Origin of the sequence: Amycolatopsis kentuckyensis (assembly GCF_041679295.1) — a bacterium.
Classification (GTDB): Bacteria; Actinomycetota; Actinomycetes; order Mycobacteriales; family Pseudonocardiaceae; genus Amycolatopsis; species Amycolatopsis kentuckyensis_A.
The window spans coordinates 61420-80676 of the sequence record NZ_JBGDMD010000007.1 but is presented as its reverse complement, the minus strand read 5'-3'; the positions used below and the strand labels follow the sequence as shown (position 1 = coordinate 80676).

The window sequence follows — 19257 nt, the reverse complement described above, 5'->3', positions numbered from 1 at the left end:
AGTGGCTGGCGTCTCAGTGAGCGAGTAGCTGCGGCATCTCGTCCCATAGTCGGCCGTCGAGTTCGCGGCCGCCGGCCTTCGGTGTGCGGCCGCCCCATTGCTTGTGGAAGAAGGCAACCTCGGCGTCCTGGCAGCGGTCGCGGATGCCCCGTACCCACGCAGGGTCGACGGGGCGCGCCCGGGGACCGGACTCGCCGCCGGTGATCACCCAATCGATACCGTCCAGTTCGAGCCCGTCCAGTGGTCCCAGCAGCGGCTCGCAAGACAGGAACCGCACCGCCGCCGGTACGTCGCGCAGGTCGTCGACCCGGCCAAGCTGTGAGGCGTTCTCCACGCTCACGCCGATCCACAGGTTCGCAGGCCACGACAGCTGATCGGCCAGCCGCCGCAGGCGGGTCGAGCGTTTGGTCAAGACCTGGTAAGTGTGCTGCGGGGTGGCCGCGATGACCTCGAACACGTCTCGCACGAATGCTGTCGGCACCTTGGCGTGGAACAGGTCGCTCATCGAGTTGACGAACACCACCCGCGGCATGCGCCAACGCCGCGGCAGATCCAGCGCGTCCGGGTGAACCGTCACACCGAAGCCAGGGCCGGACGTGCGCGGGTCTCCGTCGTTCTGGTACTTCGGCGTGCCCATGGCTTTCAGCCGCTTGGCCAGAGTGAGGGCGTAGCAATTGTCGCAACCGGCCGATACCTGGTCGCAACCTGTCGTCGGGTTCCAGGTGACTTCCGTCCACTCGATCGCCGACTTGCTGCTCATCGTCACTCCTGCTCGCGCACCGCTCATCGCCCCTTGCCTGAGAAACTTTACGCGATATCCGTAACGAGGATCCCGTAACATCGAGTTCGTGACCGAGATGGATGCCGAACGGCTGCGTCAGGTCTCCCAGCATGCGTTCGGACAGCGGTATCGCCTCGAGCTGATGCTGGCGATCGCCGGCACCGACGACGGCATCGTCTGCCTCACCGACCTAGCCAAGACCCTCGAGATCACGATCAGCAACCTGCAGAGCCCGCTGCGTGCCCTTGTTAACACTGGACTGATCAGCCCGCTACCCCGCGGCGACTCGCGCCGGAAGTTCTACATCCGTAACCCCAGCGCCGCCTGGGCCTGGGCTCAGGAACTCAGCGAGCACGGGCAACGCGACTTCCTGACGTCCGCCTCGAGTCCTGATGCAGGATCGGCGGGTAACGACGTCATGTCACCTGGAAGCGACATCCCGTAACAAAGGTGGCGGTGCCGGCGACTCTTGATCTATGCCGACGTCCAGGTCCGCCGAACTCCAGCTGTGGGACCGTCCGCCGCACACAGCCGCGAAGCACAGTCTGCTCCGCGCCTACCTCGGCGCCTGGTTCCCCATCATCGCCAAGTACAACCGGCGCGTCATCTACTACGACGCCTTCGCCGGCCCAGGCGAATACAGTAACGGCGATCCCCGGTACCCGGGGTCGCCGATCATCGCGCTCGACACCCTGCTCGGTCATGGCTACCTTCCGAACATGAGCGGAACGGAGTTTCTGTTCCTGTTCAACGAGAAGGATCCGGCCTGCGGCGCCAACCTGGCGCGCCTTATTGCCGAAATGAAGACAAAACACGCTCCGTGGCCGGCGAATGTCAAGGTCGGCATCGAGAATAAGACCTTCATCGAAGTCACGGGCGACATGCTCGATGACCTGGACGGACGCAACGCTCGGCTCGCGCCGACGTTCGCCTTCGTCGACCCCGTCGGCGTCAAAGCCACCCCGATGTCGATCCTCGCTCGCCTGACCAACTACCCGAAAGGCGAACTGCTCGTCTACTTCGCTCACGAAGCTGTCACCCGCTTCTGCGGTGCTGGCAACATCGACCAGGCGCTGACGGACCTGTTCGGTACCGACGAGTACAAGGGCGCTTCGCTGCTGCAAGGCGTACAGCGAAGCCAGTACGTGCACGACCTGTACAAGCGCCAGTTGCACGAGATGTGCAAGTTCCCCTACATCCAAAGCTTCGCGATGTACGACAATCGCGGCAAACGACTCTACGACCTGTTCTACTGCACCCGCGAACTCATCGGACTCGATCGCATGAAGGGCGCGATGTGGAAGGTTGCACCGTCGGGCGACTTCAGCTTCCGGGATCGACTCGCGAACCGGGACGTTCTATTCTCGCAAGTCGTCGACACAATTCCGCTCCGCAATTACTTACTGGCCCGGTTTGCGGGTCAAGCTGTAACCATCGAATCCATCATCGACAACGTCATGGCCGCAACGCCCTACACTAGCAGCCATGTCAAACGTGCCACGCTAAAACCGATGCAGAGCGATGGGCTGGTCTCAAGCCCAAATCAGGCACGGACGGGTTTCTTTCCAGACGGGACGATTATTGTGTTCCCGGACGCTCAGTCATGAACAGCGCGCAAGCGATATCGGTTCGAACATTTGCTGACTGGCCCCGCGAGGGTATCGGGCGTGGCAAAAATCGGGCTCCTGTCGGTCCCGACCGTGATCCGTCTTGAACGCTGCCGTGTTCGTCGGCGCGACCTTCGTCGGTCGCGCCGAGTGCCAGGACGCGACCGTCGACGGCTGCACGCGGTTCGAGAACTTGACCTTCGCCGGCAGCGTCGATGAGGCACACTTCGGCCGTGGCCTTACATTCGAGGCGACGACCTTCTGCGGGTCGGCGATGCCGAACTGGTAGGTGGCGAAGGCGCTGCGTCCTGCGCGCCGGTCAACGCCGCGATCATGACAGCCGTGCAGCACATCCTTTTCGGCGACAACCGGGAGAACGTCGTTGTCGCGGCCGCAGCGTTCGGCGGGTGTCGGTGAGGCGCTCCGCTCCTTATCGCCGAGCTGGTGGCTGCGAATCAAGGCGTGCCATTCGCGACAGTCTAGATGGCGTTGAACAAGATCCTTTTGCGCTCATTGTTGCGCTCATCGAACTTGCGATCACTACGGTTGATCGACGGCCAAGTGTGGAGAGCGAGAGCTGACTGTGAGTGAGACGGTAGTAGCACTTAGTTGCCGACCTCCTGCTTGCCCAGGTCAGCACGATTTACTGGGCGGACCGGACCAGGAAGACTTCAATGCACCCCGCCACTGGCCAAATTTTTCGCCGGAAGTTCGACATGGAAGCCTCTCCCGGTGGATTACCCAGCAACGAGCTGGAGGAGGTCCCCGAAGTGGTTGTGGATCCGATAGACATGATCGACCCGGAGGCCGATGTCGTCCGGATTTTGCGGCCCCGGAGCCTCATGCGCATGCTGCTGACCCTGTTCCGCCTGCGTAGCGAGAGACTCAGGGCCTTCGAACGCGGCGACATGATCATCGAAGTAGCGCAAGTCCTCAGCGACTCCAATCGTGGTGGCAGGGTGACCAGTCAAAGCGCCGACGGAGATCGGTGGATGGTGAGCGTCCCGTCCCGGCCTGAAGCGCCAACGGCCACTGCCGCGGAGGCTCGGTGACTGTCGGTGATTCAGATGCCGTGCCCTACAGTGAGCGTGCGGTGAACGAGCTGGTGCGGCGGCATGACGTCAGGGCGCTTGCCATCGTCATGAAATGCGGTTTCAAACGCGCGGACGCTGAGCCGATCGTGGCTGAGGCGTACCTCGCGGTCGTCAAGAAGTGGAAACGTGACAAAAGTCTGGAGGAACCTGAAAATTTGTTATTCGCCACGGTGCGTAGGCGAATTTCCAACGAGTTTCGGCGTCAAGGCCGCAAGCCGACCAGCCTGTTCGACAATGAGGAAATCGTCGATGCAGCCTCAAGCGCGTTGCGACGAGCCTCGTTCGTCGAAGACACGATAACCAAAAACGACATCGCGGAAGCGTTGCTGGAGCTGCCGCACCGGCAGCGCGCCGTGCTGGTGTTGAGGTTTCTGCACGACTTGACTGTCGAGATCGTGGCCGAGTTGTTGGGTTGCAAGCCCGGCGTTGTGAATTATGCGCAGCAGACGGGCCTCGCGACCATGAGGAAATCCCGGTGGTTGGCCGGGCACGCAGGGACGGCGGAGGTGCACCAGTGACAATCAACGACCCCGAGGGGCGCTCGGGCACCTGGCTCGACGCGCGGAGTCTGATGGACCAAGCCGCCCAGGAGGACGTCGCCGAGTTGGGCGAACACGGCACCTATCGGCCCACGCTCGCCGACGACGCGGAGCGCGCCTACGAACACTTCAAGATCGGCGTGTGGTACTTCGAGCGTGGCGACCCAAAAGAAGCACTGCGCTGGCTGCGCACTGCGGTCGAGCAGGATATCGTTGAGGCAGAACCGCTGCTGCAGATCTGCCTTCAAGAGCTGGAGGCGGTCTCGGCGAGTCGCGCTGCGCATCGAGATGAGACCGCCGCCGAACGCCAGTTCATTTCCGACGACGAGGGCCGATCACCGGATAGTAGTGGACTCACATCAGCATCGGATGGACGGAGCGCCAACCGACGTCGCCCCCGCTCTGCGATACGGAGATACGGAGCCCTAGCCCGCGCCCGGTGGGCTGCCACCACACGCCGGTTCGGCGATGCACTCGTCTGGATTGGTGGCGCAGACCGCGTCATCCTGCAGGCCGCGCCGACCAACCGCGCTTCCTTCGTCCAAATGGGTCTGGTCGTCCTGGGTACCGCGGGGCTCGGCATCGTGTCGATGTCGTTCGCCCTGCACAATGGCATGCAACTGTCGGTGCCACTTGCTGTGTCCGGCGGCCTGCTTTGGGGCTTCCTGATCGCCGTCATCGACCGCTTCCTGATCATGAACGTGAAGCTGCGCAACGGATTCAGGAAGGCAGTCGCCGTCGTCGGTGTTCGGATGACTATCGCCGCGTTACTCGGCATCGTGATCTCCACCCCTCTGGTCCTGCAGATCTTCCAAGACGAGATCGCGAAACAGGTCGTGCGGGACAACCTCAGCCAGGCTGCGCGAGACGGCAAGCTGGCCGAAGAAACCCCGTCGGCGAAGGAGCTCAAAGAAGTTCGAACGAAGATCGCAATCGACGAGAACACGCTCCGGGGTCTGCTACCTGCCGTAACCTTCCCGGAAGTCGAGATTCAGCAAGATTACCTGGACAAGGCCCGCCAGTCCTACGAGTCAGCGCGCGGACTCGCCGAGTCGAAGTACCGCTCCTGGCAGTGCGAGCTGTACGGGTCATCGTGCGAGGGCTCAACCCACGTGGCAGGCAACGGGAACCTGGCAAAGGCTCGGGAAGGCGAGTACCGGGCGGCCCAGCGGCGGGCAGACTCGGCGAGCACGGCCGTGGCCGAAGCGGAAGCAGCGTTGACAGAGGCCCGGCAGGCAGCGGCGACGCAGGCGCGGGACGCGTTCAGGCAGGCGCAGGACGCTGCCATCGCTGAGTTGCCCGTGCTGCGGCAACGCGCGAATCAGCTCCAAGCCGAAGTCAACGGCAACGTAGACAGCGTCGACAAGACCAACGCTGACGATGGTGGCTTACTGGCACAGATCGTCGCCTTGGGACACCTCAACGACAACAGCAGCGCCGCACTAGCTCACTACATGGTCGCCGGTTTGTTCTTCATGATCGAGCTGCTGCCAGTCTTGGTGAGGATCGTGACGAGCGCAGGGCCGCCGTCGGCCTATGAGCGTATCCGCGACGCCGCCGAGGACGCCGAAGTCGAGAAGGCGAAGATCGAGAAGCGGCGAGAGGTCCGGGATCGCGACGAGGCCGAGCGACGGGCCGCGGCAGCGACGGAGATAGCTGCCGCCGTAGCTGATGACATGCGTTCACGCGAGCGCGATCTGGGAATTGAGGCCAATAAGCGGCTCGCAATTGAGATGAAAAAGATTCTCGACGGCTCACTGACGCAGTGGGCTAAAGACGTCCGGCGGACACTGCAGGCCGCAGCCGGCCCAGGTACCACCGGAGTCGAGGACGCCGATTCAGCCGATGGCGGGCCGGCGGCAACGGGATCGCGGGCAGGGCTAGTGGGAGCACCGTCAACGGCGGAGCCGTAGGCGGATAGGGCTCCGCCGAGGTGTCACGGGTAACAGAACCCTCGGCGGGGCCTCAGGCGTGGTGACGGTCAATGACAGCTCTCAACGGCGGTGCGGTGCGCGCTGAGCATGGTGACTCCGGCAGCGCCACTGCACACCCCCGGCTGATATGGAGGCTTGGATCCGTCAGCGGCGACTCAGTTGGCCAGAATGGTCGCCTCATCGACCCGAGCGTGACGTCGCCCGCGACGAGTCGGAGGGTCCTCCTCGGCGGGCGGCCGCCCTGGGACGACGCGGAGCCCAGCCGGTACTTCATCGAGGCCGAAGTAAGAGTTGTGAGTCTCGGCGGCGGTCTGAGTTAGTTGCATCGGGACCAGGTTGACGAGTTGATGTTTCTGGCGGATGCTGAAGTTGATGGTGTCGATGTGGGCGGTCAGTTGGGCCGTCGGTGCCACCCTCCCCTTGCCACGTAAGTAGGCGGAGGTCCGTGATGTCCGAATCCAATCTGAGCGTGCCGCGTTTCCTGACGGTTGGTCAGGCGGCAGAGTTGCTCGGCGTTTCTGCCATGACGATCTACCGTGCCGTGGATGAGGGCGGTTTTCCGGCGGTTCGAACCCGGGGGCGTATCTCGATCCCTGCGAAAGCGATCGACGCGATGGAGGAAGTTGCTGTATCGGAAATGCGCGCTGTCGACTCCAGCGAGTTCACGTTGCCGATAAGGAACGGCGTCGGTGGTGGCAGTAGGTAAAAGCTCGACTGTGGGCTGCTCATCGTCGACTTCAGCGGCCTTGACTCTCAGGCTGTGGTTAATGGCGAATTGGCGTCTGTCGCGCTGATGCTGTGACCTCAGCCTGAGGGGGTCCGCTTGGCCGAGGCTGGGGGTGTACGGAGTGGGGGAAGTTAACTCTGCGTTGGGATTTCCCCCTACGTTTTCAGCCAAGATGAATGCATCGCAGTCTGTCTCCCCTCCGGTGTACTGGTGCACGCGTTTGAGGATGCCCAGTTTGAGAGCGGCATCTCGTGCGCGCCGGACAGTCTTAGGATCGAGGTTGGCGCGCTCGGCCCAGTGGCGAATCGAGAGCGATCCCCGTGTCGTGAGGACGGCGTGCGCGAATGCGTCGAGAGCTGCGCGCAAGCTGGTGATCCGTACGCCGGCGATCGTGCCGGTGCGCACCACCGTGCTGGCTCCGCGCGACAAGTGCTTGTCCACGGCCGCCTTAAGCACGGCACGGATGTGTCGTAGCTGACGGGGTGACGGTTCGTTCTGGTGGTTGCCGGCTTGAGGTGGTCCCAGGCGTCGTCGTCGCGGCCTAGGTTCGCCCGCCTCGCGAACTGCGGGTAGCCAGCGGTTGCGGCGCCAGGCGTCTCGCCCGACGTGGGCGGCTTGCGTCGGGGACGCTTGGTGGAAGAGGTCCCACGCCTGCTGCTCGGTGAGGCCGCGTTCGGCGGCGGCGATCGTGGTGGCGGGTGCCCAGAACCAGCGTCGCCAGGCTTGTTGCCCGATCTCGCGGGCTTTGGTGCCGGCGAGGTTGGCGAAGGCCCAGGCGTGCGCTGTGGTGTGGCCGGCGCGGGCGAGTGCGAGGGCGTGGCCGTACTCGCTTTCGGACCTGCTGACGTTTGAATTGCCGCGGCGACGCGCCGGTCGTATAACCCGCGGGGCCCTGGACGTAACGAGCTCCGGCACGTCGCTTGTCCTCAGCGTGCAGCTCAGGATCGGGCTGGACAGCCCGTGCCGATGCGGTGAGGACGTGAGCCGGAGGGTTGACCGGACGGTGGCGGAGACGCTGTGCCTCGTGGCGACCACGTAAACGACGCGCTGCAGTTCCTGACGCAGGCACGGCGGGGTCTTGATGACGAGGTGGGTGTGCCCTGGGCGGCCGGAAGCGCGCCGGAGGCACGGCAGGCCGTAGCGATCGGCCCAAAGCAGTAGCTGTTCGGCGACGACCTCGCCCGCGTCGGCATGTGCGCCGGTGTCTTCGGGGTCGATGTCGATGGCAAGGAGGGGCGGGCGAAGGGTGCCCACGATTGCTCGGGCCGCGTCGTCGGTGTTGAGGATCGTGGTGGCGTCGTCGAGGCGGCGGGTGATCGTGTGTGCGTGATTGTCTGCGTCGATGACGATGAAGGGGGCGCCGAAGGCGGCCTGGTCGAGGCGCGACGGTCGGTAGGTGTCTGGCATCGGGAGTCCTCGGGAGCTCGGCGTGGCGGGCTGGTGGTCAGCGCTGTGCGTCGGCCCGGGTGCGCCAGGGCCAGCGCAAGGGCGGGGCAAGGACACTCAGGCCGGGTGGCACCGCGTCGATGCGGAGGATCGCGGCGGTCCAGGTCATGCCGATGCCGATGCCGAGCAGGGCGACGTGGTCGCCGGGGATGATCGCGCCGCGCGTGATCAGGTGGGTGAGGCCGATGATCTGGTCGTTGGGGCCGATGTGGCCCCATTGGTCGCCGGCGTGGCAGAGGGTGCGGTCGGCGGTGATGCCGAGCGGTTGCAGGCACTGGGTGTCGAGCAGGTGCCGTCCGTAGTGCGGCAGCAGCACCCAGCGCAACTGGCCGAGATCGAGGTCGGCGTCGCGGAGCGCTTCGCCGATGACGGCGCGGACACCCTCCTGATTGCGGCGGGCGACTGAGGCTGCGCCGACGGCGTCGGTGTACTGGCGTTTGCGCTCGCGGATGCGTTCGATGCCGAGTTCGGTGCTGCCGGCGGGGGCGAAGCGGTGGTTGCCGCGGTGGAGTTGTTCGAGGGTGGGGTCGGTGTAGGAGCTGGTGGCGAGGATGTGGGCGAGGCCGGGGTGGCGGCCGAGGATGAGGGCGGAGCCGCCGTCGCCGTAGGCGATGCCGTGGTCGGCGGTGAGGTGGTCGAAGGCGGGTGGGCCGAAGGTTTCGCCGCCGGTGAGCAGGACGGTGTGGATGTCGGGGCTGCCGGCGAGGACGCGGGCGGAGATGTCGATGCCGCCGACGAGGCTGTTGCTCATGGCGTTGAGCTCGGTGGCGATGCCGCGTCCGGCGGGTAGGCCGAGGCGGGAGCGGACGTAGGCGGCGCGGGACCAGAAGTCGATGCCTCGGCTGCCGCGCCAGATCGCGGCGTGGAAGTGCAGGTCCGGAACGGGCAGCGGCCCTGTCGTGGTCATGGCCATGCTCGCGAGGGCGTTGCGGCCGGCGCGGACGGCCAGATCCACGCCGCTGCTGCCCGAGGCGATCGACACCGCGCGCTGGCTGGTCGCTCCGTGCAGTGTCCGGCTGGACTCGAGGTCGTCGACGGGCACGAGCTCGCCGAGCGCGGCGCCGACGCCGCGCAGATGGAGGTTCGTCCAGCGCATCGTCAGCACCGCCCCATCTGGCTCGGGCATGGGGGGATGTCGGCGACGATGGCCTCGACCGAGCCGTAGTAGGCCCGCAGCTGACGGGTCGTGATGCCCGCGCAGGCGGCGATCTCGTCGAGCGTGACCGATCCGCCGGGCGGCGGGTGGTCGAGGAGGTCGCGGGTGGTGTCGGTGATCCAGGTGCGCATGACGTCTTCCTGATCGAGCCGGTTGTGTGGCACGCCAGGAGCGGGGAGGCGCCGAACGGGTCTGGTCGGCGGGTGGCGTGGTGCTGGACGGGAGGGTGAGAGCAGGGTCAGGTGCGGCGCGCGCGGCCGCTGCGCCGTGTGAGGAGCGCCTTGTGGTGGGCGCGGCGCAGGTCGGGGATCTGGTCGCGGACGGCGCGGTCGAGTTCGGGCATGCGGTGGACGTCGGTGTCGAAGCCGGGGTCGGTGCGGAAGACGAGAGCGAGGACGGAGGCGTTGTTGCTGAGGTTCACGACCGCGTAGGGCAGGGTCGCGGGGATGTAGATCATGTCTCCGGCACGGGGGTGGAAGGGCTGCATGGCGTTGCCGGAGAGGACGGCGACGTGGCCGCTGATGATCGCGATCGCGGTCTCGGTGGTGTCGTGCCGTTGCGGCGCGAGTGTGGTGGCGCCGGGCAAGTGCATTCGGCCGCCGGAGAGCGCGCGGGTGGGCACGATTCCGGTGCGCAGGATCGGGGTGAGCGTCTCGCGTTCGTCGGCAAGCTGGCCGGCCGCGGACGGTATTGGTGTGGTCGTGGTGTCCATCTCGGCAGTTCCTCTCCAGGTGGGTTCAGCGGGCCGGGGTGTCGGTGGTGTGGCGGGCGAGTTCGCGGGCCAGCGCGGCGTTGGCGACGGCCTGGGGTACGAGTCGGCGGCCGTGGCCGCACGCAGCGGCGACCGCCAGGACGGGCCGGTCCAGTTCGGTCTCGACCAGCCCGAGCGCGGTGCGGGAGGCCTCCGGGTGGGTTTCGTCGACGAGTCCGGCGATGACGTCGATGTCGCGGCGCAGGTGCCGCAATGCCCGGTAGAACCGCGGGTCCGTCGGCGGGGCCTGGGTGCCGGTGCACATCGGGATGTGCACCGCCGGCATCGGGATCCGCAGCCGGCGCAGCTGCTTGTGCAAGGTGTTAAGGAACTGCACAGCGGGAACGAGGTCAGAGAGTTCGAACAGGGGCTGGTGGCCGAGGTCGCCGTGGCAGAGGTGGATCCGCCAGGTCGCGTCGCGCGGGCCGTCGGCGAAGACGCGGGCGACCTGTTTGGCCAGCGCCCGCACCGCCGCCGGCCACAACGGCCGCGGGGTCCGATCCAGCGTCGCGAGCACAGCAGGGGTCTCGAGCTGAAACACGACCTGAGCGCCGTGCTCCCGGTGGATGGTGTGGACGTCGTCGAGCACGGCCTGGCGGAACACCGGCAGATGGGTGACCGCGGCTGCCGGGCTGCCGAAGGTGAACAGCGACAGGTCGTACGGGTTCGGGATCGACACCTGGTGCGGCGGGAAGTCGCGGTCGTCGTGCAGCTGGGCGCGGGCTGCCATGACGGCGTCGGTGTGGGCGGCGCGGCCGAGGGACAGGTCCTCGGATTCCAGCCAGCGGTCGCGCTTGAGGCGGTAGGTCGGCATGTCGTCGTAGTCGGCGGAGTTGCCGGTGCGGACCGGTTCGAGGGCGTCGACGGCCGCGAGGCCGTCGAGCCAGTCGATGATCCACCGCGGGTCCGGATCGCACGGCAGCCCGGTCAGCGAGGTGTCGGTGCTGTGGTCGAGGAACCACTGCATGGTTCCGCGGTGGTCGCCGGTCAGGACGGCGGGCAGCGAGCCGACGAAGTGGACAGCCCGGTCGTCTTCGGAGGACGTAGCGGTGTCGGGGTAGTCGGTGCTGGCGTGGCTGAAAACGAGTGTGGACATGAGGATCTCCCCGGTTCGGCGGGTTGGATGGGTTGAGTGGTGGTGCGGGCGTGGGGAGGGGCGCCCGGCGGGGACGTGGGAGCGGACGGGGTGCGCGGGCCCGCGCTGGAGGGGTTGAGGTGGGGCGTGGGCCCGCGCGGTCTGGAGGGTCAGCCGGTGACGGGCACGTGGCCGGGCTTGGGCTGTGGCTTGGGTGCGGTCCGGTCACCCGGGTTGTCGCCTTGCTGGTGCCGCTGGCCCGGCACGCCCGGCCGCGCCGTCCCCGGTGCCCCGGGCTTGTGCGTGGGGGCCGGGCGGGTGCCGGTGGGCGGGTTGCCGGTCGGCGGCGGCGGGTTACCGGCGCCGCAGCTGACGGTCGCCACCGTGACGGTGATTGCCGTGCCGACGGTCGGCTTGGCCGACGTCGGGCCGCCAGTACCGCTGGTGCGGGTGGGTGCGGTGCCGGTGGTGACAGTGATGACCCCGGCCGTGCCATGGCCGCCGCCGGTGACCTTGAGGTTGCCGCTGCCGCCTTTGGGGGCGCTGGTGGTGATGGCGCCGTTGCGGCAGGTCGCGGTGAACGGCCCGACCGTGGTCCCGCCGACCCGCACCGACGCGACGCGGGCTTCGGCGAAGCCGGCGCCGGCCTGCAGGCTGATGCCGCTGGCCACGACCGCGCCGCTCGGCGTGGACACCGAGCCGCCGGCGGACTTGATCGCGCCGCTGCTGGACACACTGGGACTGGCCGAGAGGTGCTCACCGCCGGAGACGGAGATCCCCGTCGCCGTCGACGTCGCCGCGGCGGCTGAGAGGGCGGGCGGCGCCGCAGTCGCTGGGGTGCAGCTGGACGCGAACGTGGTGAGGGTGCCGATGAGGAGCGCGCCGGCTCCGGCCGCGGCGAGGGCACTACGAGTGGTGTTCATCGCTGATGTCTCCAGAACTGTTGGCGTGGTTGGGTTAGCGGATGAGGACCGGGGTGCCGATGGGCACCGGATCTGCCGGATTCGTGAACGTGGCGAGGGCTTCAGCGGGGACGCGGACGCATCCGTCGCTGGACGGGCGGCCGAACACGTCGGTGGTCGGCCAGCCGTGAATGCCCGTGGTCCCCGGGCCGCCGCCGTAGGTGGTGAACGTGGCCGAGTGAATGCCGAGCGGGAAGATCACCGGGCTGAACTTCTGTTTCGCGTCGGTCATCGACGCGAGGACGAACGTCCGCCCGGTCGGGGTGGGCGTGGCCGCGGTGCCGACGCCGACGCTCCAGGTGCCGATCTGCTGGTGGTTGCGGTAGAGCGTGAGCCGGAACGCTGTCCGGTCGATGACGATCTGGTCGGTCGTCGACCGGATCGTGAGCGTGTTGTCCTGGATGGACAGCCAGCCGGTGGAGCCGTTGGGCCGCGAGGGCAGCAGCACCTGCACCCAGCCCGGTTCCTCTTCGATCACCGGCAGCCACGTGTCGGACCCGAGCTGGGTGGTCGGCAGGACCGCGATGGCCGCACCGCCGGGCTGGTCGAACACCGGCACCGGCTCGGTCGGGTGCACGAGCTGCCCGTCCGGTATCTCCTCGGTCATCGCGTCCTGCGGAGCGCCCGGAATGGTGCTGAAGGTGCTCGCCTCAGGCAGCCCTGTCAGATTCGGGACCGCCCGGGCGGCCACGACCGGGACGTGCAGCTCGACTCCCAGCTCAACGGGGTCGGCGCCGCGAGCGGCGTCGGGCGTCGGCCCTGTCGGTGAGAGCAGCACACCCGCAGTGCCGACCAGCGCGATTCCGGCCAGCCAGAGCGCGAGCACCCGCAACCGGTTCGCTGGCGGCTGTGGCGTCTCCGACATGGAACTGTCCTTCCTCGAGGTCGATGGAGGCCGCGGCAAACCCGCCCGCACTGGAGCGGGCTTGCCGCGAGAAGAGGGTGTGGTTACTGGGAAAGCGCGGAGATGAAGCCGTCGGCGGGGGTGCCGAGGCCGGTGACGTTGTCCCAGCCGGGGCCGCTTTGCAGGTTCTGCGGGCGGGCGTCGAAGTCGATCAGGTAGCTGGCCTGTCCGCCGGGGACGGCGACGCCGCCGAAGGCGTGCATCATCGGCGTCCACACTCCCGCCTTCTGCGGCGTGACGTCGGCGATCGCAGCGGATCCCTTCAAGCTGTAGAGGACCGGGGTGAGCAGCCCGGCGCGGGCATTGCCGGAGCGGGCCTGCTGGGCGTCGGCGACGAGCCCGGCGATCAGCGGCGAGGCGAGCGAGGTGCCGCCGTAGGAGCCGATGCCGAACTGGCCCTTGATGGTCTGCCCGACCAGCATCCCGGTGTAGGAGTCAGCCAGCGCGGCGATGTCCGGCACCGCCCGCTTCCCGCTCGCGCCGGAGACGACACCGGCCTGCCAGTCCGGCGCGTCATACAGCGCGGAGGTGCCGCCGCCGGCGCCGGAGGCGAACGGCCCGTCCGCGTCGCGCTGCGGTGCCCACGAGTTGCCGGACTGTGTGTTGCCGCTGTTCTCCCACCCGGTCAGCACCTTCGGCTGGCCGTTCTGGTCCAGCCCGACGCTGGTCCCGCCGACGGCCACGACCCACGGGCTCGAGGAGGGGAAGCTGGCGGTCGCGTGTCCGACGGCGCCGGAGTTGTTGCCCGCGTCGCCGGTGGACACGGTGATGGTCTGGCCCTGGATCGCCGCCTGCAGCGCCATGCTGTTGAACTGGTCTCGCGCCGCCTGCGGCAAGGACGCTTCGCCGTCGGCGTTACCGTAGCTGTTGCTGATCACGTCCACCGCGTTGTCGGTCACGGCCTGGTTGAACGCGTCGTAGATCCCGGTGCCCTTACAGGTTTTCCCGGCGTAGTAGCGGATCTTGGCGCTCGGGGCGATGGTGTGGGAAGCCTGGACATCGAGGGTCTGCTCGGCGTTCCAGCCGTCGGCGCCGCACTCGGACGCGTCCGTAAACCCGCCCTGCGGCACGACCGCGCTGTACTGACCGTCCGCCAGCGGCGGGACGCCGAGCTGGGCGGCGGCCTGGTTGGTGTCGGCCACGACGGTGTCGGAGTTGTAGGCGCCGACGACACCGATCGTCGTGCCCGCCCCGGTGTTGCGGTTGTCCAGCTTGTACATCGCTCGGACTTGGGTGCCGGTGTAGCCGCAGAGGGAGTTGGACTGGAATCCGGCCGGGTACTTCTGCGGGACGTCGGTGTTGTTCTGCTCGCCCCACCACCGCGCGCAGTGCTGCTCCGCGGTCGCCGCGTTGGGGCGGGTGTGCTGGGGCTTGAGCAGCGCTGCGCTGTCGTCCAGGCCGAGCACCGCGGTGATCGAGGCACGCAGCGAAGTCGGCACGGTGACCGGCGACGCCGGCGCAGTGAGCGTGCGGCTGACACCGTCAACGCGAGCTCGGAACGCGGCAATCCTCGTACCGAAAGCGGTCTCCAGCGCGGCGACCGGGGCTTCGGCGTCGACGAAGTGCCGGTTCGCGCTGACGCCGGTCACGTGCAGGCCCTGCTTGGCCAGCCACTGCGACACCTGGTCGACGGCGTCCCGCGTCGGGGCAAATCGGTCAAGGAACTCCTTCGAGGACAGGAACTTTCCGTGCTCGGCGCTTCCCGGTGTCGCCAGCTGCGCGGCGAGGTGCTCGGCGCCAGCCTGGTCGCGCAGTGCCAGGGCTACCTGGATGTGCCGGACGGTATTTCCGTTGCTGCGGGCGACTTCCGTGTGCGGAGTGGCCCAAGCGGGGGTGTTCCCGGCGAGCGGCGCGCGGTCGCCGGTGTCGCCGGCGATAGTGGTGGGCGCCGCGATGGCGGTGGCCACGGTGGAGGCGAGTAGGGCCGCAGTCGCGGCCAGGGCATGCCAAAGACGGCTGTGCATCGAGGTTTCTCCTTGTATGAAAAGGAAAGCCGACCAGCGTGCCGTCAGTCGATTGACGGACGTGCTGAAGGGCGTGCCTCGTGCCGCAGCCAGAGATGCGCGAAGGGGGCTGAGCGGAGACGTCAAGGGACCACAAGACCGGCCATGTGCGGCCGGTTGTGGAGTTCGCTGATCGAGAAGTCCGAAGCAGTATCGGACGCGTGAAGTGCGTTGCTGTCGAGTTTGCGCTGTCGGCGGTCCGCGAGCGACCGGCGTCCGGCGTGATTTGGAGGATGAAAACACGGGAATGCTCCCTAATATTGGGCGGACCGTGCCGGATTCCACGCCTCCCCAGGGTGGAGCACAAGTCAGCCTTGCTGAGACGAACGATAACCGGCCCCGCAAGAAAATGCAAACACTTGTGGCGATTCCGTCGGAGAAACGATTCGGCTATGCAGCTTATGCTGCGCACTGTTGCGGCAAGTAGTCACATGGGTTCGCGCTGTGAAGAGGGTGGCGCCACCTGCTCGCCATCGGCAACTTTGGGGCCAGTTCTGGGGTGATCTGCTTTCTGTCGGATGAGCGAAACTGTCCTTCGTGGCCTGGCGCCGCTTCGGTGTAGCCAGCGTGTTGACGATTAACCCGATTGGGTGTTTGGTTGTGAAGTTGTCGATCATCGCAGGCCACAGGTGGTACGACATCTGCCACGGAGGGTGTCACGAGCCGGGCGAGCGCCGCCCGCCGATTGGGCGGGCGGGGTGTGCCGGCGTGAGGAGGGGATCGTGAAGGACATCATGAGCCGGGCAAAACCCGCAGTCGGCGCCGGCTGGCGTCACTGCGTCCATTGCGGTGGATAAGCGCATTCGCAGACCGGCTGAACGGTCGCTCGCTGGTGTTCAGCTGACGACATTCTTCGGGCGATCCCGCGAACTGGTCGAGGTGTGCGAACGGCTGAACGCCGGTGACAGGGTGGTGACGCTGACCGGATCACCCGGCGTCGGGAAGACGCGATTAGCGGGCGAACTGCTCGTGCATATGAATGAGCATTACGACGCGTCGGCGTTCATTCGTCTCGCCGAACTCGGTGTGCATGTCGACACGGTGGATGTCGAGCGGCGAATCTGCAACTTGCTCATTGCAGCCTTGCGTATCTCGCACCATCAGCCGAACGCCGGCCCCACCGACGTGCTGATCGAGCACGTCCGTGACCGGCGCGTGCTGATCGTGCTGGACAACTGCGAGCAAGTGCTGGACGCGGTTGCCGAGCTGGTCAACCGGATCATCACCGAGACCGTCATGGTGCAGGTGATCGCCACCAGTCGCCCCTACCTCGACGTCCAGGGCGAACACCGGGTGCACCTGGGCCCCTTATCGACCCCCGCCGAGAACGCCGACCGCACGGCGGCCGAGCGCAGTGACGCGGTACAGCTGCTGGCCGACCGCGCCACCGCGGTCGGACGGCCACTGACCGAGCAGGACGACTGGCAAGCCATTGTCGACCTGGTCCGCTGGTCCTCAGGTATTCCGCTGGTGCTCGAACTCATCGCGGCCCAGTTCGGCCGGGGACGGGCACCGGCGGTCGTCCTCGATCGCCTGCAAGGCGGCGCGTCGCTGAAGTACGGTCCCGGCGCGCGCGGGATCCCCAAGCATCACCTCGCGCTCGACATCGCGATCACCGAGTCCTGGGACCTGTGTTCGCCGCAGCAGCAACGGGTCTGGGCGCGGCTGACCGTCTTTTCCGGCGGGTTCACTCTCGACGCCGCTGAAGAGGTGTGCGCGGATGCGCTGATCGATCGTGGCGAGATCCTGGAGATGTTGGATCATCTGGTGCGGCACTCGATCATCGAAGGTGCTTCCCCTGATGGGCGCTACCGTCAGCACACCTTTCTGCGTGAATACGGCCGGCGCAGCCTGAGCACGTCCGGCGAACTGGACAAGATCAGTGAACGGCTGTGCCGTTGGGTTGCCGGGCTGGCCCGGCAGGCGGCCGAGCAGTGGTTCGGACCGGAGGAGGTCCGCTGGCTGGACCTGGTCAACGCCGAATCCCGCAACATCGCCGCAGCCGTGGCATGGTGCTCCGACAACGGCCTGACCGAGCGCGGCTTGGCGATCATGGTGGACGTCCTGCTGACGCGCGCGCCGTTCTTCTTCGCCACCGAGGTGCAGGTGTGCCGCCGAGTCGAGGAGCTGCTGCGCGAGGGCCCGGTGGCGGCGTCGGATGTGCGGATCGCGGCGCTGGCGATGGCCGGCTGGGTGTGGATCGCCCTCGGCGAACAAGCCCGCGGGAAGACGCTCCTGGACGAATGCGTGCGCCTGGCGTGTGAAGCGGGCAAGTACGACGCTCCGGCAGTCCAGCTCGTGGAAGGTACCTACGAGGCACTCGCCCTCGGGCAGCGCAGCGGGTTCGCGAAACTGGCCGCTGCCAGCGCCGGTTTCCGCGCCGCGGGTGCCGACGGTCCCGCCTTCATGGCGGACCTGTTCCACGCCATGACAGCCGGTTTGCTCGGGCCGGCCGACGAGGCGGACCGGATGTCGCAACGCTGCCTGGCCGAAGCCCGCCGCCGCGGCGCCGAATGGGCCGTCACCTGGGCGGAGTGGACGCGCGGCTTGCCCGCGTGCTCCGAGCCCGTCACCGACAATCCCGAGCCGCTGCGGCGGCAGATCGCCCTCGGCGACCTCTGGGGGCCTGGCTGGTGGGTCGAGCGGAAAGCCTGGGAGCTGGCCAAGGACGGAGACTACGTCGGCGCGGCGCGGGCGATCGGCGGGTCGGACAGCCTGCAAGCCCGCCACGGGGTCCACTACAACGGGCTGGCCAGCTTCAAGCCCCACCGCGGACGAGCGAAAGCCGAGATCGCCTTGGTGCTCGGGCCGGTGGAGTCGACGGCGGCCTACCTCGAGGGCAGCCTGCTGACCGATGAGCAGATCGTGGCCCTCGCCTTCGGCGACACCGACCCTGCGGCGGAGCCGACGCTGAACGAGCGGCAGTGGGCAATCGTCCGGCTGGTCGCCCAGGGGCTGAAGAATCAGCAGATCGCGACGACTGTGCGGTTCTCCGTGCGCACGGTCGAGACCGAGCTGACCACGATCTATAGCCTGCTGGGCGTGGCGGGACGTCGGGAGCTCGCCGAGTGGTACCGGGCCCGGTCGGCGCCTACTGGTTCTCCCACTGCACCGGTAGGGCCGCGACGCCGCGGATGACCCCGAACGTCCGCCGCACCGTGGTGCCCGGCTGCAGGCGGAGGCCGGGCAGCGCGCGCAGCAGCTCGGTGAGCATGACGCGTAGTTCGACGCGGGCGAGGTGGCGGCCGAGGCAGCGGTGCTCGCCGGCACCCCACCCCAGGTGCTGCGGAGCGCCGCGGTCGCGGTCGAGGCGGAAGACGTCGCCGTCGTCGAAGACCCGTTCGTCGCGGTTGGCGCTACCCCACGCCAACAGCAGCCGGTCGCCCGGAAACAGCGGCATGCCGCCAAGATGCGTCTCGCTGATCACGGTGCGTCCGGTCGCCGCGACCGCCGGCTCGTAGCGAACCAGCTCTTCCACGAACGCCTCCAAGGCTGATGGCTCGGTGGTGATGCGCTCCCGCAGCGGCAGGTCTTCCAGCAGCTGCAGGAGCGCGGTGGCGCACGCGTCGGCGGTGGTCAGGTGACCGGCCGCGACCATCAGCATGGTCATCTTGACCAGCTCGTCATCGTCAGCGGAGTGGCCCTCTACCTGCGCGTGCACCATCGCCGAGAGCAGATCACGGCCGGGATGGGCGCGGCGTTGCTGGATCTGCCCGAGGAGAAAATCTGCGTAGGTCCGCCCGGTCTGCTGGGCGTCGGTGAGCGTCTCGGCGCCGTAGACAGCACGGACGTGCTCGGACAGCCACGCGCGTTCCAGCTCGGCGAGCCCGAGCAGACGCCCGATCACCAGCGGCGGCACTTGACGGACGTAGTCGGCGACAAGGTCTGCGGCACCGTGCGGGATCAGCTCCTGCAGGACCTCGCGGCAGACTGCCCGTACGTACTGGGCTTGCGCGGCCGCGATGGCCGGGGTGAAGTGCGTCTGCAGCAGGCGCCGCCACTGGTGGTGGTGGTCGGCGTCGGTCTCGAACAGCGGCGCGACGGCGTCGCGCATCTCGGTGACCACCGCCGCCGCGCCCAGCCCGTCGACATAGGTGCTGAACCGGTCCGAGGCGCGCGCGGCCTCCCGGATCTCGGCGTACCCGGTGACCAGCACGAACCCGTCCAGCTCGCCGCTGCGCGCCACCGGACACGAGCGCCGGATCGCCCCCAGCGTGTCGTAGACGGTCTCGGCGACGGCCGGATCGAGATGGCTGAACGACCACGCCACATCTGCCG

The 19257-nt window shown here is 67.6% G+C and carries 17 protein-coding genes; 8 read left to right on the top strand and 9 right to left on the bottom strand.

Annotated features, from left to right (window positions below; all coding sequences use genetic code 11):
* Positions 1–13: 13 nt before the first annotated feature.
* Positions 14–760 carry a DUF5131 family protein gene (locus ACERZO_RS29225; protein WP_372667996.1) on the bottom strand — a complete coding sequence of 249 codons (747 nt, stop codon included), beginning with the start codon at positions 758–760 and terminating at the stop codon, positions 14–16.
* Positions 761–848: 88 nt separating this feature from the next.
* Here ACERZO_RS29225 and ACERZO_RS29220 point away from each other — a divergent pair, with 88 nt between their 5' ends.
* From ACERZO_RS29220 to ACERZO_RS29190, 7 genes are all read left to right on the top strand, one after another.
* Positions 849–1226 (top strand): hypothetical protein, encoded by a 378-nt coding sequence (locus tag ACERZO_RS29220; RefSeq protein ID WP_372667995.1) that lies wholly within the window; start codon positions 849–851, stop codon positions 1224–1226.
* Between the two features lie 31 nt (positions 1227–1257).
* A complete protein-coding gene (tcmP, locus tag ACERZO_RS29215) occupies positions 1258–2388 on the top strand; it encodes a three-Cys-motif partner protein TcmP (RefSeq protein WP_372667994.1) in 1131 nt (376 codons plus the stop codon).
* A 103-nt stretch (positions 2389–2491) separates the two neighbouring features.
* The gene (locus ACERZO_RS29210) at positions 2492–2677 is read left to right on the top strand and encodes a hypothetical protein (protein WP_372667993.1); all 186 of its coding nucleotides are present in this window, start codon (positions 2492–2494) and stop codon (positions 2675–2677) included.
* A gap of 385 nt (positions 2678–3062) precedes the next feature.
* Complete coding sequence (locus tag ACERZO_RS29205) at positions 3063–3440, top strand: hypothetical protein (RefSeq protein WP_372667992.1); 378 nt, start codon at positions 3063–3065, stop codon at positions 3438–3440.
* Positions 3441–3481: 41 nt separating this feature from the next.
* A complete protein-coding gene (locus tag ACERZO_RS29200) occupies positions 3482–4000 on the top strand; it encodes an RNA polymerase sigma factor (RefSeq protein ID WP_372667991.1) in 519 nt (172 codons plus the stop codon).
* Positions 3997–5934, top strand: coding sequence for a DUF4407 domain-containing protein (locus ACERZO_RS29195; RefSeq protein WP_372667990.1), 1938 nt, complete (start codon positions 3997–3999; stop codon positions 5932–5934). Before ACERZO_RS29200 ends, ACERZO_RS29195 begins: the two co-directional genes overlap by 4 nt.
* Positions 5935–6403: 469 nt before the next feature.
* Positions 6404–6661, top strand: a complete 258-nt coding sequence (locus ACERZO_RS29190; RefSeq protein ID WP_372667989.1) for an excisionase family DNA-binding protein — start codon at positions 6404–6406, stop codon at positions 6659–6661.
* Positions 6662–8126: 1465 nt separating this feature from the next.
* On the opposite strand, the gene ACERZO_RS29185 is transcribed toward ACERZO_RS29190, so the two are convergent.
* From ACERZO_RS29185 to ACERZO_RS29155, 7 genes are all read right to left on the bottom strand, one after another.
* Positions 8127–9254: a 3-oxoacyl-[acyl-carrier-protein] synthase III C-terminal domain-containing protein gene (locus ACERZO_RS29185; RefSeq protein ID WP_372667988.1), complete on the bottom strand. Its 1128-nt coding sequence runs from the start codon at positions 9252–9254 to the stop codon at positions 8127–8129.
* Entirely contained in the window at positions 9227–9415 is a 189-nt protein-coding gene (locus tag ACERZO_RS29180; protein ID WP_372667987.1) for a hypothetical protein, read from the bottom strand. Before ACERZO_RS29180 ends, ACERZO_RS29185 begins: the two co-directional genes overlap by 28 nt.
* A gap of 107 nt (positions 9416–9522) precedes the next feature.
* Complete coding sequence (locus ACERZO_RS29175; protein WP_372667986.1) at positions 9523–9996, bottom strand: cupin domain-containing protein; 474 nt, start codon at positions 9994–9996, stop codon at positions 9523–9525.
* Between the two features lie 25 nt (positions 9997–10021).
* Positions 10022–11131, bottom strand: coding sequence for a hypothetical protein (locus ACERZO_RS29170; RefSeq protein ID WP_372667985.1), 1110 nt, complete (start codon positions 11129–11131; stop codon positions 10022–10024).
* 149 nt (positions 11132–11280) lie between these two features.
* Positions 11281–12033, bottom strand: coding sequence for a hypothetical protein (locus tag ACERZO_RS29165; protein ID WP_372667984.1), 753 nt, complete (start codon positions 12031–12033; stop codon positions 11281–11283).
* Between the two features lie 34 nt (positions 12034–12067).
* Entirely contained in the window at positions 12068–12937 is an 870-nt protein-coding gene (locus tag ACERZO_RS29160; protein WP_372667983.1) for a L,D-transpeptidase family protein, read from the bottom strand.
* An 83-nt stretch (positions 12938–13020) separates the two neighbouring features.
* A complete protein-coding gene (locus ACERZO_RS29155) occupies positions 13021–14883 on the bottom strand; it encodes a S53 family peptidase (RefSeq protein ID WP_372667982.1) in 1863 nt (620 codons plus the stop codon).
* Positions 14884–15768: 885 nt separating this feature from the next.
* On the opposite strand from ACERZO_RS29155, the gene ACERZO_RS29150 reads away from it, so the two are divergent.
* Positions 15769–18117, top strand: coding sequence for an ATP-binding protein (locus ACERZO_RS29150; protein WP_372667981.1), 2349 nt, complete (start codon positions 15769–15771; stop codon positions 18115–18117).
* On the opposite strand, the gene ACERZO_RS29145 is transcribed toward ACERZO_RS29150, so the two are convergent.
* Complete coding sequence (locus tag ACERZO_RS29145; protein WP_372667980.1) at positions 18071–19249, bottom strand: cytochrome P450; 1179 nt, start codon at positions 19247–19249, stop codon at positions 18071–18073. The genes ACERZO_RS29150 and ACERZO_RS29145 overlap by 47 nt on opposite strands.
* Positions 19250–19257: the final 8 nt, after the last annotated feature.